This window comes from Bradyrhizobium sp. (assembly GCF_030654605.1).
Lineage (GTDB): Bacteria > Pseudomonadota > Alphaproteobacteria > Rhizobiales > Xanthobacteraceae > Bradyrhizobium.
Window position 1 is genome coordinate 43,633 of the sequence record NZ_JAURXB010000123.1, and the last position, 14,252, is coordinate 57,884.

General features: G+C 64.5%; 12 protein-coding genes. 7 read left to right on the forward strand and 5 right to left on the reverse strand.

From position 1 onward, the window contains the following. Positions 1 to 2: 2 nt before the first annotated feature. The gene (locus Q7U29_RS12665) at positions 3 to 1,619 is read right to left on the reverse strand and encodes an FAD-dependent oxidoreductase (RefSeq protein WP_304741864.1); all 1,617 of its coding nucleotides are present in this window, start codon (positions 1,617 to 1,619) and stop codon (positions 3 to 5) included. A 132-nt stretch (positions 1,620 to 1,751) separates the two neighbouring features. Between Q7U29_RS12665 and Q7U29_RS12670 the strand changes: the two genes are divergently transcribed. After that, positions 1,752 to 2,291 carry a MarR family winged helix-turn-helix transcriptional regulator gene (locus Q7U29_RS12670; protein WP_370691746.1) on the forward strand — a complete coding sequence of 180 codons (540 nt, stop codon included), beginning with the start codon at positions 1,752 to 1,754 and terminating at the stop codon, positions 2,289 to 2,291. Positions 2,292 to 2,490: 199 nt separating this feature from the next. On the opposite strand, the gene Q7U29_RS12675 is transcribed toward Q7U29_RS12670, so the two are convergent. Together Q7U29_RS12675 and Q7U29_RS12680 are read right to left on the reverse strand one after the other, a co-directional pair. Then, on the reverse strand, positions 2,491 to 2,835 hold the full coding sequence (locus Q7U29_RS12675) for a RidA family protein (protein ID WP_304741868.1): 345 nt from the start codon (positions 2,833 to 2,835) through the stop codon (positions 2,491 to 2,493). 99 nt (positions 2,836 to 2,934) lie between these two features. Then, entirely contained in the window at positions 2,935 to 3,741 is an 807-nt protein-coding gene (locus Q7U29_RS12680) for an N-acyl homoserine lactonase family protein (protein WP_304741869.1), read from the reverse strand. A gap of 376 nt (positions 3,742 to 4,117) precedes the next feature. On the opposite strand from Q7U29_RS12680, the gene Q7U29_RS12685 reads away from it, so the two are divergent. The 6 genes from Q7U29_RS12685 to Q7U29_RS12710 all read left to right on the forward strand — a co-directional run bounded on the left by Q7U29_RS12685 (position 4,118) and on the right by Q7U29_RS12710 (position 11,310). Then, the gene (locus Q7U29_RS12685; RefSeq protein ID WP_304741871.1) at positions 4,118 to 5,626 is read left to right on the forward strand and encodes a caspase family protein; all 1,509 of its coding nucleotides are present in this window, start codon (positions 4,118 to 4,120) and stop codon (positions 5,624 to 5,626) included. A gap of 173 nt (positions 5,627 to 5,799) precedes the next feature. After that, positions 5,800 to 6,468 (forward strand): OmpA family protein, encoded by a 669-nt coding sequence (locus tag Q7U29_RS12690; protein ID WP_304741873.1) that lies wholly within the window; start codon positions 5,800 to 5,802, stop codon positions 6,466 to 6,468. A gap of 172 nt (positions 6,469 to 6,640) precedes the next feature. Then, a complete protein-coding gene (locus tag Q7U29_RS12695) occupies positions 6,641 to 7,552 on the forward strand; it encodes an efflux RND transporter periplasmic adaptor subunit (RefSeq protein WP_304741875.1) in 912 nt (303 codons plus the stop codon). Continuing rightward, on the forward strand, positions 7,552 to 10,695 hold the full coding sequence (locus Q7U29_RS12700) for an efflux RND transporter permease subunit (RefSeq protein ID WP_304741877.1): 3,144 nt from the start codon (positions 7,552 to 7,554) through the stop codon (positions 10,693 to 10,695). Before Q7U29_RS12695 ends, Q7U29_RS12700 begins: the two co-directional genes overlap by 1 nt. A gap of 40 nt (positions 10,696 to 10,735) precedes the next feature. Further along, complete coding sequence (locus Q7U29_RS12705; RefSeq protein ID WP_304741878.1) at positions 10,736 to 11,074, forward strand: DUF6883 domain-containing protein; 339 nt, start codon at positions 10,736 to 10,738, stop codon at positions 11,072 to 11,074. After that, a complete protein-coding gene (locus Q7U29_RS12710) occupies positions 11,074 to 11,310 on the forward strand; it encodes a DUF4926 domain-containing protein (protein WP_304741880.1) in 237 nt (78 codons plus the stop codon). The genes Q7U29_RS12705 and Q7U29_RS12710 overlap by 1 nt, the downstream gene beginning before the upstream one ends. 42 nt (positions 11,311 to 11,352) lie before the next feature. On the opposite strand, the gene Q7U29_RS12715 is transcribed toward Q7U29_RS12710, so the two are convergent. Together Q7U29_RS12715 and Q7U29_RS12720 are read right to left on the reverse strand one after the other, a co-directional pair. Continuing rightward, positions 11,353 to 13,278: a PAS domain-containing sensor histidine kinase gene (locus Q7U29_RS12715; protein WP_304741881.1), complete on the reverse strand. Its 1,926-nt coding sequence runs from the start codon at positions 13,276 to 13,278 to the stop codon at positions 11,353 to 11,355. Between the two features lie 86 nt (positions 13,279 to 13,364). Next, a complete protein-coding gene (locus Q7U29_RS12720; protein WP_304741882.1) occupies positions 13,365 to 14,039 on the reverse strand; it encodes a Crp/Fnr family transcriptional regulator in 675 nt (224 codons plus the stop codon). Positions 14,040 to 14,252 lie beyond the last annotated feature (213 nt).

Consider the following 14,252-nt stretch of genomic DNA (forward strand, 5'->3'; position numbering starts at 1 on the left):
CCTCAGTTGTGACCGGCGGCGCGCGCCAGCGCGGCGTCGAGCGCTGCGCGGGTCGGCCGCCGGAAGCGCGCCGCGACATAGCCGTCGGGGCGCAGCAGATAGGCGGTGCCGGGCTCGGCATCGTAGCGGGCGGCGAGCAGGCCCGCGGAATCGGAAAGCCCGTCATGACCGCCGATACGGATCACGCCGACGCCATCGGGAGCCTCAACATCGGCGCCATTGGCGAATTCGAGCAGCGTGAAGCGCTTTCCTGTCCTGATGAAGGCGTCGGTCAGATAGAGGCAATCGCCTGACGGCGCAGCCACCGGCGCGTCCGGCATCGAAGCGCCCGGCCGCGGGCCCCCGCGCCACACCTCGGCATCGGATGTCGACAATGGCGTCTCGTAGACCGACGGCACCGACAGCCGTCCGCCATTGACCATGCGCTTGCCGAATTCGGTTTCCCTGGCCAGCGACAGCACGGCCTTGCGCAGCCTCGCTTCCTGGTGCGAATTGGGGGCCATGAAATCGGTCGAGCGGGTCGATTCGCGGATGTTCTCGTCGGCCGCAGCACTGCGCTCGATGTGATAGCTCTCGAGCAGCGCTTCCGGCGAAGTCTTCCTCAGCACACGATCGAGTTTCCAGGCGAGATTTTCGGCGTCCTCGAGACCCGAATTGGCGCCGCGGGCGCCGAATGGCGAAACCTGATGGGCGGCGTCACCGGCAAAGACCACGCGGCCATGGACGAATTTGTCCATCCGGCGGCACTGGAATTTGTAGATCGAGATCCATTCGAAGTCGAATGCGTCATGCCCGAGCATGCGCGCGATCCGCGGCCGCACGTTCTCCGGCTGCTTTTCGAGCGCCGGATCCGCAAACCGGCTGAGTTGCAGATCGATCCGCCAGATATCGTCCGGCTGCTTGTGCAGCAGCGCCGAGCGGCCGGCGTGGAACGGCGGGTCGAACCAGAACCAGCGTTCGGTCGGGAATGCCGCCGTCATCTTGACGTCGGCGATCAGGAACTGGTCCTCGAATACTTTTCCGGCGAATTCCGCGCCGACCATCTGCCGCAGCGACGAACGCGCGCCGTCGCAGGCGACGACGAAATCGGCCTGAATCCGGTAGGGTCCGTCCGGCGTCTCGACCGTCAGCACCGCATGATCGTTGCGCTGCTCCAGCCCGGTCACCTTGTTGCGCCAGCGCAGGTCGACGCCGGCCAATTCCTGCACCCGGTCCACCAGATAGGCTTCGGCATAGAATTGCTGCAGGTTGATGAAGGCGGGCCGCTTGTGGCCCTCCTCCGGCAGCAGGTTGAATTGATAGAGCTGCGAGGCACCATGAAAGATCTTGCCGACGCTCCAGACCACGCCCTTGTCGACCATGCGCTGGCCGATGCCGAGCCGGTCCCAATATTCCAGCGAGCGTTTCGAGAAGCAGATTGCGCGCGAGCCCTCGCCGATCCGGTCGGCATCGTCGAGCAGCACGACGGACTGGCCGCGCTGCGCCAGATCGATCGCCAGCGACAGTCCGACCGGTCCGGCGCCGACCACCACGATCGAGTGACGCGCGGCATCGCCCGCAGCCCGATCCTGATCGGAGTGACGATGGTAACCGAACTGGATTTTCGACGGCTGCGCCATGCGCTCAACTGGTTCTGGCCAATGGCCGGGATGCCGGCTATGATCGTCCCACTTGCAACCATCTAGACGTCACGCTCGTTCGCCCGTCAACTCAATTTGGAGCGATTTTTGCCAAGAGCGTTTTCAAGCGAAGTGGCTACCGGTTCGCGCGAAGAAAGCGCGTCTAAAAAAGAAGAAAACGCGTCTAAAAAAAGAGGCTCAAAACTCGACCTCTTCAGGTTCGTGCCGTTCCGGCTGAACCGGCTGGCGGCCGAGGTCTCCTCCGCGCTCTCGGTCGAGTATCAGGAGCGCTACGGGCTGGACATTCCGGAATGGCGCGTGCTGGCGACGCTCGGTTTCCGCGTTGAGCCCTGCAGCGCGCAATACATTGCGCACTGCACCCGGACCCACAAATCCACCATCAGCCGCGCCGTCACGGCGCTGATGAAGCGGCAGCTGGTCGAACGCGTCGAGAACGCCGACGATCGTCGCGAATTTGCGTTGCGCATGACGCGCAAGGGCAAGGCGCTGTACCAGGAACTGATCCCGCGGCTGCTGCGCCGGGAGCAGGAGATCCTGTCCTGTCTCTCCGTGCAGGAGCGCAAGGATTTTGCGATGCTGCTGGGCAAGATCGAGAACAGCCTCGAGCTGGTGCAGACGGCGAAGGACGCGGGCGTCAAGGACGCGTATTGAGGACGGGCGTCATGATGCGCAGGCAAGCGCCTCATCCCCCCAGTTGTCATCGCCCGGCTCGACCGGGCGACCCAGTATTCCAGAGACGTCAGCGATAGAGCCGAGAAGCCGCGGCGTACTGGATCGCCCGGTCAAGCCGGGCGATGACAACGGAGTGGGCCGAAAGGCCGCGGCACATTCGTTAAAGTGAGGACTCCCCTCACTTCGCCGCCGTCACCACGATTTCCACGATATGCGGCGGTTCGAGCTCGACGCCGAGGCAGGCGCGCATCGGCGGATTTTTGCTGTCGACCCATTCGTCCCAGGCGCGGTTCATCTCACCCTTGCGTTTCATGTCGGCGATGTAGACGATCGCCGACAGGATCTTGCTCTTGTCCGAGCCGCACAGCGCGAGGCTCTCGTCGATACGGGCCAGCGCCCTGGCGCTCTGCTCGTACATCGAGGGCGACACCGGATCGGGCGCCACCGCCACGGTCAGCACGAGGTCGTCGTGCACGACGGCGCGGCTGCGGGTCGGCGTCAGGCCGGGAAAGCGTGTGATCATGGTCAGCTCCGAATTTTTGTTTTGACGCGTTTTCTTGACGCGAACCGGTACCCACCCCGGATCAAGTCCGGGGCAGGCTTTCGCTCGAAAACGCTCTGTTTACTTCACGAACGAGCGCGATGGCGCCAGGTGCAGCGACCAGGCATCGACCTTGTCGCTGGCGCGCGGATAGATCTCGGTCACGATGGGATCGTGCCCGGGGATGACGCGGTCGGGATGGCCGGCCAGCCGGTGCGCGATGTCCCAGCCATCGAACACGTCGCCGACATTGTAGACGAGCGGAAACGGGCTGCGGCGATGCATGTTGCCGTAGTAATGCGAGGCGTCCGACGCCAGCACCACAGGGCCGCGCGCGGTCTCGACCCGCACCACCTGCAGGCCGTCGGAATGGCCGCCGACACGATGCAGGGTCACGCCCGGCGCCACCTCGCCATCGCCATTGTGGAAGGTGACGCGTTCGCTGAAGACGTGACGGACCATCAAGGTGATGTGCTCCACCGAGAACGGATGGCGCAGCGTGCCGTGGCACATGCAGCGTCCGGTGGCGTAGCTCATCTCGCGATCCTGCAGATGAAACCGCGCCCTGGGAAAGCGATCGAGGTTGCCGGCATGGTCGTAATGCAGATGAGTGACGATGACGTCCTTGATGGCGTCGGCGTCGACGCCGAAGCGCGCCAACGCATCGACCGGATTGAGCGTCAGCTTGCGGCCGCGCGCCTGCGCCTCCTCGGCGTTGAAACCGGTGTCGACCAGAATGTCGCGGCCGCCACCCCGGATCAGCCAGACGAAATAGTCGAGGTCCTGGGCCGTGGTCTCGTGCGGATCCGGCTGCAGGTAATTCATGTGGGGGGTGCGCGGCGACATCGTGGCATAGCGCAGGGCGTAGATTTCGTAGGCGTTTCCCATCGGTGCTTCTTCTTTGTTTGGATTGTCCGATTTGTTTAGATGGTCGAAGCTAAGCCACCGCCGCCCGGAAAGGTCAAACCGGACGCTTCGCCGCAGCCGCCAGACGCGCGGCAACCTTCCCTTGACCTTCCTCTGACCCTTCCTTGGGCCGCTGCGACGCAACACGCGCGGAACCCGCATTGTTCGATGGCGGAGAAGATCACCTCCGGGGTGGGATTTATTCCCCTGACACGTCGCGGTTATTTGCCGCTGCTAGGATCGGCTTCGCAAACGGTTGACAGGGCTTGCCGGCCCGGTTTGATAATGCGGTTTCCGTAGAGTAAGGTCGCCGAGGCGCAAGCTGGTGTCGGCGCCTAATTGGCTGGACTGCTGATTTATGAGAATCCGCCTTGCATTGTTGCTGATTTCGGCTTTGTCGGTGCTTCCGATGGTCCCGGCCGCCGCCGCGGGCGCCGAACGATTTGCGCTGGTTATCGGCAACGCCAAATATCCCGACGCCGAAGCGCCGCTGAAGGAGCCGATCAACGACGCCCGCGCCATCGCCGACGAGCTCAAGCGCGACGGCTTCAACGTCGAGATCGGCGAGAACCTGACCGGCGACGCGATGCGGCGCGCCTTCGACAAGCTTTACGGAAAGATCAAGCCCGGCTCGGTCGCGCTGGTTTTCTTCAGCGGGTTCGGCATCCAGTCCGGCCGCCAGAGCTACATGCTTCCGGTCGACGCCCAGATCTGGACCGAACCCGACGTTCGCCGCGATGGGTTCAGCCTGGAGACGGTGCTCGGCGAAATCAACAGCCGCGGCGCCGGCGTCAAGATCGCCCTGATCGACGCCTCCAGGCGCAACCCGTTCGAGCGCCGGTTCCGCAGCTTTTCCGCCGGCCTCGCGCCCGTCATCGCGCCGAACGGAACGCTGGTGATGTATTCGGCCGCGCTGTCTTCCGTGGTCAGCGACAATGGCGGCGACCGCAGCCTGTTCGTGAAGGAATTGCTCAAGGAAATTCGCGTTCCCGACCTGATGGCCGAGGAAACCCTGAACCGGACCCGGGTCGGCGTCACCCGTGCCTCCCGCAGCGAGCAGGTGCCGTGGATTTCATCCTCTCTGGCCGAGGATTTTTCTTTCATCCCGGGCGCGAAGCCGGCCGGCCAAGGTCAGGTGGCGGCGGTACCCCAGGTTACTCCGCCGGTGACGCCTCCCGTGACGCCGCCCCCGCCGCCCCAAGTAACGCCTCAAGTAACGCCCAAGGCCGCCCCCCAACCCCCGCCGGCCGCACGCGTCGAACCGCCGCCGCTGCCGCGTGTCGAAACGCCGGCACCGCCGAAGCCGCCCGAGATCGTCGCCACTCCGCCTGAAGCGGAAAAGACCGAGGCGCCGACGGCGCTGGCGCTGGCCGAGGATCCGACCATCAAGAGCCTGACCGCGAAGCTTGCCGCCAATCCGGACGACGGCGGCGCGCTCTACCGGCGAGGCCAGGTCTATGCCAGCAAGGGCGCCTACAGCCTTGCCATCAAGGATTTCGACAACTCGCTGCGGCTGAACCCCAAGGACGTGGAAGCCCATAACAACCGCTGCTGGGCCCGCGCCGTGATCGGCGACCTGCAGGCCGCCCTGAAGGATTGCAACGAAGCGCTGCGGCTGCGCCCGAACTTCGTCGATGCCCTCGACAGTCGCGGCCTCGTCAACCTGAAGAGTGGCCAGACCAAGAATGCAATTGCTGATTTCGACGCCGCCCTCAAGATCAATCCGCGGCTGACCTCGTCGCTGTACGGCCGCGGCCTCGCCAAGCAGCGAAACGGCTCGATCTCCGAGGGCGAACTGGACATCACCAATGCCAAGGCGATGGATCCGAATATTGTTAAGGAATTCGCGAGTTACGGGATACGCTGAGGATTATTTGAGGCGGGGACCGGCGCTGCCTGAACCCTGGAGCAGGCAGCAGAGACAAATCCAGGAAAGTTGCCGGGCCGGGCAGGCCGACGGGCCTGCGCCCGATTTTCCGGCGGCGTATTTGAGTTTGAGAATGGATTGCAACCGCGCGATGCGCGCAGGAGGGACTGGCAATGTCAAAGATCTCTGGAAGGAACAATCTCACGGCAATCCTTTCGACCGTGACGATCGGCGCCACGCTGTCTTTCGGAATGACCGCGGCGATCGCCGCCGAGGAGGTCACCGAGGATCAGATCCTGCGGGCGCTGGCGCCGCCGGCCAAGAAGCCGCTGACCCGCGGCCTGTCGGTCGGTCCGCAGCAGGCTGAACCGGCGATCTCCGCCGAGGAAGGGCGTTTCGTCCAGAAGATCCGCGGCCGGTCCAGCCGTTCGCTCTCGGCCAACGAGCGCGAGGAAATCGCCGCCCTCGCCAAGGACAAGCCGAATATCGATCTGGAGATCACCTTCGATTACAATTCGGCCGAGATCAGCGCCAAATCGCTGGCTTCGGTGCAGGCGCTCGGCAAGGCGCTGAGCAGCGCCGATCTGAAGGGCTCGACCTTCATCGTCGCCGGCCACACCGACGCCGCGGGCAGCGAGGGTTACAACCTGGACCTGTCGGAGCGGCGTGCCGACTCGATCAAGCGCTATTTGACCGACAAATACGGCATCGCCGGCGCCGACCTCGTGACCGTCGGATACGGCGAGAGCAAGCTCAAGGATCCGAGCCAGCCGCTGGCGGAAGCCAACCGCCGCGTGCAGGTCGTCAACATGGCCAACAAGACCACGGCCTCCAAGCAATAGTAGATTTTTTCATCACGGGCCTCCGTTCCGACGCGATCGGAACGGAGGCTCTGTGTTTATTTGACGCATTTTCCCCGCGCGAGCCGGTATCCACTTCGCCGGAAAACGCTATAAGGAAAACGCGATAAAGCGTCTTGATACCTCCTCCCGACAGACCTGGATCGATCCGGCGATGAAGCTCTCCGAATATCTCAAGCCTGCGATCGGAGTGGTCGTCGTGGTCGCGGTGGGGGTCTACTACTGGCTTGGGCACCGTCCCCGGCCTGAGGAAAAGGAAATTCCGACCAAGGCGATGGTCATCGTCACCAAGAGCACCAACGCCTGCTTCTCCGACCTGGTCCGGGTCACCGGCTTCATCGTGCCGCGCCGCGAAGCGGTGGTCGGCGTCGAGCACGAGGGCTCCAGGGTCTCCGAGGTGCTGGTGCGCGAAGGCGACATCGTCACCGACAATCAGGAACTGGCGCGGCTGACACCGCCGCCGCAGCAGCCCGGAACGCGGCCCGGCCCGACCGTGCTGCGCGCGCCGGCCGCCGGCCTCGTTACCGAAGTCAGGACCATCGCCGGCGCGCCCGCCTCGCCGCAGGCCGGCCCGATGTTCCGGATTTCCGTCAACAACGAGATCGAACTGGATGCCGAAGTGCCGGCGATCCATATGCTGAAGCTCAATCCCGGCGCCGGCGCGCGGATCAGCCGGGACAACGTGCCCGATTTGATCGGGCGCGTACGGCTGGTCTCGCCGCAGATCGACCGCGCCACCCAGCTCGGTCATATCCGGATCGCGCTGACCAACAACCCGTCGCTCAAGATCGGCATGTTTGCGCGCGCCAGCATCGACGCCAAGCGCAGTTGCGGCGTCGCGATTCCGCGCACCGCCATTGACCATTCGACCGTTCAGGTGGTCAAAGGAAACATCGTTGAGACGCGGAAGGTGAGGGTCGGGCTGGTGTCCGACACATCAACGGAAATCCTCGAGGGCCTCGACGTCGGCGAAATCGTCGTCGCCGACGCGGGCACCTCGCTGCATGACGGCGACCAGATCAAGACCATGTTCGCCGAGGAACTAGATCGAACGCGGGTGCGCTGATGGCTCTCAATATCTCGGCCTGGTCGATCCGAAACCCGCTTCCGTCGATCGTCTTCTCCATCATCCTTCTGGTACTGGGCTGGGTCAGCTTCACCAAGCTCGCGGTGACGCGGCTGCCCTCCGCCGACATCCCGGTGATCTCGGTCGCGGTGTCGCAGTTCGGCGCCGCCCCCGCCGAGCTCGAATCGCAAGTGACAAAAACCATCGAGGACGGCGTGTCCGGCGTCGAGGGCGTGCGGCACATTTCGTCGTCGATCACCGACGGGCTGTCGCTGACCACGATCCAGTTCGCGCTCGAGACCAACACCGACCGGGCGCTGAACGACGTCAAGGACGCCGTCACAAGGGTGCGCTCCAACCTGCCGCAGAACGTCAACGAGCCGCTGATCCAGCGCGTCGACGTGATCGGCCTGCCGATCGTCACCTATGCCGCGATCTCGCCGGGCAAGACGCCCGAGCAGCTGTCCTATTTCGTCGACGACGTCGTCAAGCGCGCGCTGCAGGGCGTGCGCGGCGTCGCCCAGGTCGAGCGCATCGGCGGCGTCGAGCGCGAAATCCTGGTGTCGCTGGATCCCGACCGGCTGCAGGCCGCGGGCCTCACCGCCGTCAATGTCAGCCAGATCCTGCGCGGCACCAATGTCGATCTCGCCGGCGGCCGCGCCGAGATCGGCAAGAACGATCAGGCGATCCGCACGCTGGCCGGCGCCAAGACCCTGAACGATCTCGCCGGCACCATGATCCCGCTGTTCGGCGGCGGCGAGGTTCGTCTCGACGATCTCGGCACCGTCACCGACACCATCGCCGACCGCCGCACCTTCGCGCGCCTGAACGGCGAGCCGGTGGTGGCGCTCGGCATCAAGCGCTCCAAGGGCGCCAGCGACGTGGTGGTCGCCGCCGCCGTGCAGAAGCGCATCGAAGCGCTGAAGACCGCCTATCCCGACGTCGACCTCAAGCTGATCGACACCTCGGTGGACTTCACCAAGGGCAATTATGAAGCCGCGATTTCGACCTTGTTCGAAGGCGCCATCCTCGCCGTCATCGTCGTGCTGCTGTTCCTGCGCGACATCCGCGCCACCATCATCGTTGCGGTCTCGCTGCCGCTGTCGATCTTCCCGGCGTTCTGGGCGATGGACATGCTCGGATTCTCGCTGAACCTGGTCAGCTTCCTCGCCATCACGCTGTCGACGGGCATCCTGGTCGACGACGCCATCGTCGAAATCGAGAACATCGTGCGCCACATGCGAATGGGCAAGTCGCCCTATCGCGCCGCACTGGAAGCCGCCGACGAGATCGGCCTCGCCGTGATCGCGATCTCGCTGACCATCATCGCGATCTTCGCGCCGGCAAGCTTCATGTCCGGCATCGCCGGGCAATTCTTCAAGCAGTTCGGCATCACGGTGTCGGTGCAGGTGTTCTTCTCGCTGCTGGCCGCGCGCTTCGTCACGCCGGTGCTGGCCGCCTACTTCCTGAAAGACCATCCGCACGAGGACCCGCCGCCGGGCCGCATCCTGAAGACCTATACCAAGCTCGTGACATGGTCGGTGAAACACTACTTCATCACCGTGCTGGCCGGCTTCGGCACCCTCGCCGTTTCGATCTGGAGCATCACGCTGCTGCCGCAGGGCTTCCTGCCGGCGCAGGACACCGCGCGCTCGCTGCTGGCGATGGAGCTGCCGCCGGGGTCGCAACTCGCCTATACCGAGAAGGTCACCGAGGAGATCGTGACGCGGCTGCGCAAGCGGCCCGAGATCAGGAGCGTGTTCGTCGACGGCGGCCGGGTGCCCCCGGGCATCTTCGAGGTGCGCCGCGCCGCGCTGATCATCAATTATACGCCGAAAGGCGACCGCAAGATTACCCAGCGCGAGCTGGAGCTGGCGATATCAGGCGATCTCGAGAACGTTCCCGACATCCGGTTCTGGTTCCTCGACGAAAACGGCCTGCGCGCGATCTCGCTGGTCGTCACCGGCGTCGACAGCAACATCGTCGGCAACGTCGCCAGCGAGCTGGCGACGCAGATGAAGCGGATTCCGATCATCTCCAACGTGATCTCGGAAACCTCGCTCGACCGGCCGGAACTTCGTATCCAGCCGCGCGCCGAGCTGGCGGCAAGGCTCGGCGTCTCCACGGAAAGCCTGTCGCAGACCATCCGCGTCGCCACCATCGGCGACGTCGGTCCTGCGCTGGCGAAATTCGACGCCGGCGGCCGGCTGGTGCCGATCCGGGTCCAGCTCGAGGACGGTGCGCGCGGCGACCTGCAGATCCTCGAGCAGTTGCGGGTGCCTTTGGGCCAGCGCGGCGAAAAGGGCGGCGTGCCGCTCTCCGTGGTCGCCGACATCAGGCTCGATCAGGGCCCGACCAGCATCAACCGCTACGACCGGGAACGTCAGGCCACCGTGGCCGCCGATCTCGTCGGCTCTGCGGCGCTCGGCGACGCCACCAGGAAAATCTACGACCTGCCGGTGATGAAGAGCCTGCCCAAGGGCGTCAAGGTCAGCCCCTCGGGCGACGCCGAGAGCCTGGCCGAACTGTCGGACGGTTTCGCCACCGCGATCACCACCGGCCTGATGATGGTCTATGCGGTGCTGGTGTTGTTGTTCGGCACCTTCCTGCAGCCGATCACCATCCTGTTCTCGCTGCCGCTATCGATCGGCGGCGCCATCGCGGCGCTGCTGTTGACCGGCAAGCAGCTGACGACGCCGGTATGGATCGGCATCCTGATGCTGATGGGCATCGTCACCAAGAACGCCATCATGCTGGTGGAATTCGCGGTCGAATCGATCCGCGAGGGCGCGCCGCGCGATCACGCGATCATCGACGCCGGCATCAAGCGCGCGCGCCCCATCGTCATGACCACCATCGCGATGGCCGCCGGCATGATGCCCTCGGCACTGGCGTTCGGCGCCGGCGGCGAATTCCGTTCGCCGATGGCGCTGGCGGTGATCGGCGGCCTGGTGTTCTCGACCTTGCTGTCGCTGGTGTTCGTGCCGGCGATGTTCATCCTGATGGACGATCTCGGCGCGCTGATCTGGCGCTTCGGCAAGAAACTGCTGGCCTCCAGCGGCGAGAACGAGCCCGGACCGGGCGATCATTCCGGCGGCCACAAGCCGCCACCGGCCATCGCGCATTCGCCCGCGGCGGAATAGCATTTGGGTGCGGGTGACATCGTGAAGACCTGCGATTGCCATGACAACTTTTCTGCCAAACCCTGATCAGGCCGTACTCGATATTCGCAAGATCGAGGACTATTGCCTCAATCCGCTACACCCGCGCGGTCGCCACAAAGCTCGAGTATTCCGTGAGGCTCTCGACCTCCAGCGCAGCGATGCTGCCTGGTTGCGGGGCATCCTGTTGGAGGCCGCCCGCTCCCATGAGGCCTCCTGGGTTGCAACGGATGAATGGGGCGCTCACTGGCGTCTGGACGCCGCAATCAGGCGACGGGATAAGCACGCTGTGATAAGAACAATCTGGATCGTGCGGACTGGTGAAAGCCAGCCGATTTTCATCACCTGCTGGGTGCTATGATGAATACGACAAACGGCGCAAAGAGCGATGGACCGTCCGTCCTGGACGTAGTGGCACTGCTGACGGATCTGCCGGCGCAGCGACTTGCACGTGGGCAAGTCGGCACCGTCGTTGAGCAGCTCGACGCCAGAACTTCGCTGGTGGAATTCAGCGACGAGCAAGGTCGCGCCTATGCTATCGCGCCTTGCCCCCGCGCGGAACTGCTCACCCTGCACTACGTCCCGGAAGCAGCCTGAACGTCGAACCCGTTCGGCACTGCGGCATAACGGTGTTCCCCCTCACACCGCCACCGTCTTCGCGATAACATCCGCCAGCTGCTGCTGCAGGAACGGCTTCGACAGCTTGGGCAGGCCTTCATCCGCGCCGGGCGGCAGCTCGGCGAATCCGGTCGCCAGGATGATCGGCAGATGGGGTTTCTCCGCCCTGATGGCGGCGGCGAGATCCGAGCCCGTCATGTGCGGCATGGCCTGGTCGGTGATCACGAGGTCGATGGTGTCGTCACGCCGGATGATGTCGAGGGCGTCCTTGCCGGAGACCGCCTCCAGCACGGTGTGGCCGAGGTCTTCCAGCATGGCCGCGGTATTGAGCAGCACCAGCGCATCGTCATCCACCGCGAGGATCAGGAGGGGACCTTCCTTTCCATTTGATGGCCTCGAGGCGGCTTCGTTCTGAACATGGTCGGGACCGTCCGCTACCGGAAGCCAGAGCTCAGCCGTGGTGCCGGCGCCCTTGCTGCTCCTGAGCATGAACTTGCCGCCGGACTGCTGGATCATGCCATGAACCATCGACAGCCCCAGTCCTGTGCCCTTGCCGATGCCCTTGGTGGTGAAGAAGGGCTCCAGCGCCCGCCGGCGCGTCGCTTCGTCCATTCCGCACCCGTTGTCGGTCACCGACAGACAGACATAAACTCCGTCCTTCAGGTCCGGCGCGCCGGCGATGGTCTCCTCCTTCGCGGTGATGACGATCAAGCCGCCTTTCGGCATCGCGTCCCGCGCATTGACGGCGAGATTGAGGATGGCCAGTTCCAGCTGGTTCGGATCGGCGAGAATCCTGTTCAGCCCGGAGGCGAACTCCATCCTGATCTGCGCGGTGGCGCCGAGCGAACTGTGCAGCAGATCGGTCATGCCGCGAACGAGCTCCGAGACGTCGAGCGCCACCGGATTGAGCTCCTGCCGGCGCGCGAAGGCCAGCATCCGCTGCGTCAATCCGGCGCCGCGCTGGGCGGCGTGCATGGCGTTGTCCACCAGACGTAACGTCTTGGGATCGTCGGGAAGACGCTTGCGCAGCAGTTCGAGGCTGCCCAGCACCGCCATCAGCAGATTGTTGAAATCATGCGCGACGCCGCCGGTGAGCTGTCCGATCGCGTCCATTTTCTGCGACTGGAACAGGGCTTCGCGGGTCTCCTGCAGCGCGCGCTCGGACTTTCTGCGCTCGGTAATGTCGCGGGTGATCTTGGCGAAGCCCAGCAATGTTCCATCGTCGGCGCGGATCGGATCGATGACGACGCTGGCCATGAATTTGCTGCCGTCCTTGCGCTGGCGCCAGCCTTCCTTTTCGAACCTGCCGTCGCGCGCAGCCGTTTCGAGCGCGGCTTGCGGGGCTCCCGCGCGCTGGTCCTGCTCGATATAAAACCGGGAGAAATGCTGCCCGATGATTTCGGAGGCCTCGTAGCCCTTGATCCGCTCGGCACCCGCGTTCCAGCTCGACACGAGGCCCTCCGGCGTCAGCATGTAGATCGCGTAATCGGTGACGCCCTGAATGAGACGCTTGAACTGCTCCTCGCTTCGCCTGAGCTGTTCCTCGGCCAGTCGGCGCTCGGTCAGGTCGCGCGTGATCTTGGCGTAGCCGACGACATTACCGGAACCATCCCTGATGGGATCGATGACGACATAGGCCCAGAACCGGGTGCCATCCTTGCGGATACGCCATCCTTCGTTCTCGAATTTTCCTTCGTGGGCCGCCGTCTCCAGCGCCCTTTGCGGCAATCCCGCCGCGCGATCGGCCTCGGTGTAGAAGCGCGAGAAATGTTCGCCCACGATTTCGGAGGCTTCGTAGCCCTTGAAGCGCCGCGCGCCCGGGTTCCAGCTCGACACGATGCCGTTGGAATCAAGCATATAGATCGCGTAGTCGGTGATGGCCTCGATCAGCATGCGGTAGCGTCCATCGTCGGACAATGACGCGTCGAACCGCCCACTCCCTTGCATAGAATTCTCCCCGGCCAACCCCAACCTTGGGAAACCCGGCTCTGGCGGTATGGTTCCGTCGCCATGCACAGCGTTTTCGGCCGGTTCTAGTCGTTCCGCGCCACTGCCGTCAGCTTGGTCATGTTCTGAAGCAGGATTCGGCCGCGCTGCAGGTCCAGGATGCCGTCCTTGCGCCACAGCTGCAGCTGGCGGTTGACGCTTTCGCGGGCGGCGCCGACGAACACGCCGAGTTGCTCCTGCGAGATGTGCACCTCGGAACCGAAATCCGACGACAGCGCGCAGAGCCGGCGGGCCAGCCGCACCGGCAGCGGCTGCAGCATGGATTCCTCCATCCGCTCGCTCATCCAGCGGATGCGCTGGCACAGCAGCATGATCAGCTTGACCGCGACGCGGGGCTCGCGCTCGAGATGGGCCAGGAAATCCTCGCGCCGCAGCACGAACAATTCGGTCGGCTCGCCGGCGGTGGCATCCGCCGTGCGGCTCTGGCCGTCGAGCACCGCGACCTCGCCGAACAGATCGCCGGGGCCGAGGAAATTCAGGGTCAGGCGGCTGCCGTCAGAGGCGCCGGTCTCGATCCGGATCTGGCCGCGGCGGACCCCGAACAGGGCGTCGCCGGCGTCGCCCTTCTGGAACAGCATCTCGCCGACCCCGAGGTGCTGGGTGTGGCAGAGGCTGGAGATCCGCTGCAATTCGTCGGGACCCAGGTCCGCGAACATCGGATTCATCTTCAGAATGACCGCAAATTCGGCCGCTTTACTCATTGCAATGCCTTCCAGCGAGGATGCGAGATCGTCAGATGGGCGTTAGCAAGGTTTGCCCGCCCCGAAGTGTGTCATAAGTCACATATCTTTGCAGCACCTCCGGATTATTTTTGCTGGCTTTGAGCGGTTTCCTCTTCGGGATAAGCTTGGGGGACAAGGGTCCGCGCCGATACGGCCGGGCTGAATTCGCATGCGGCTGGCCGGTCTGGAATG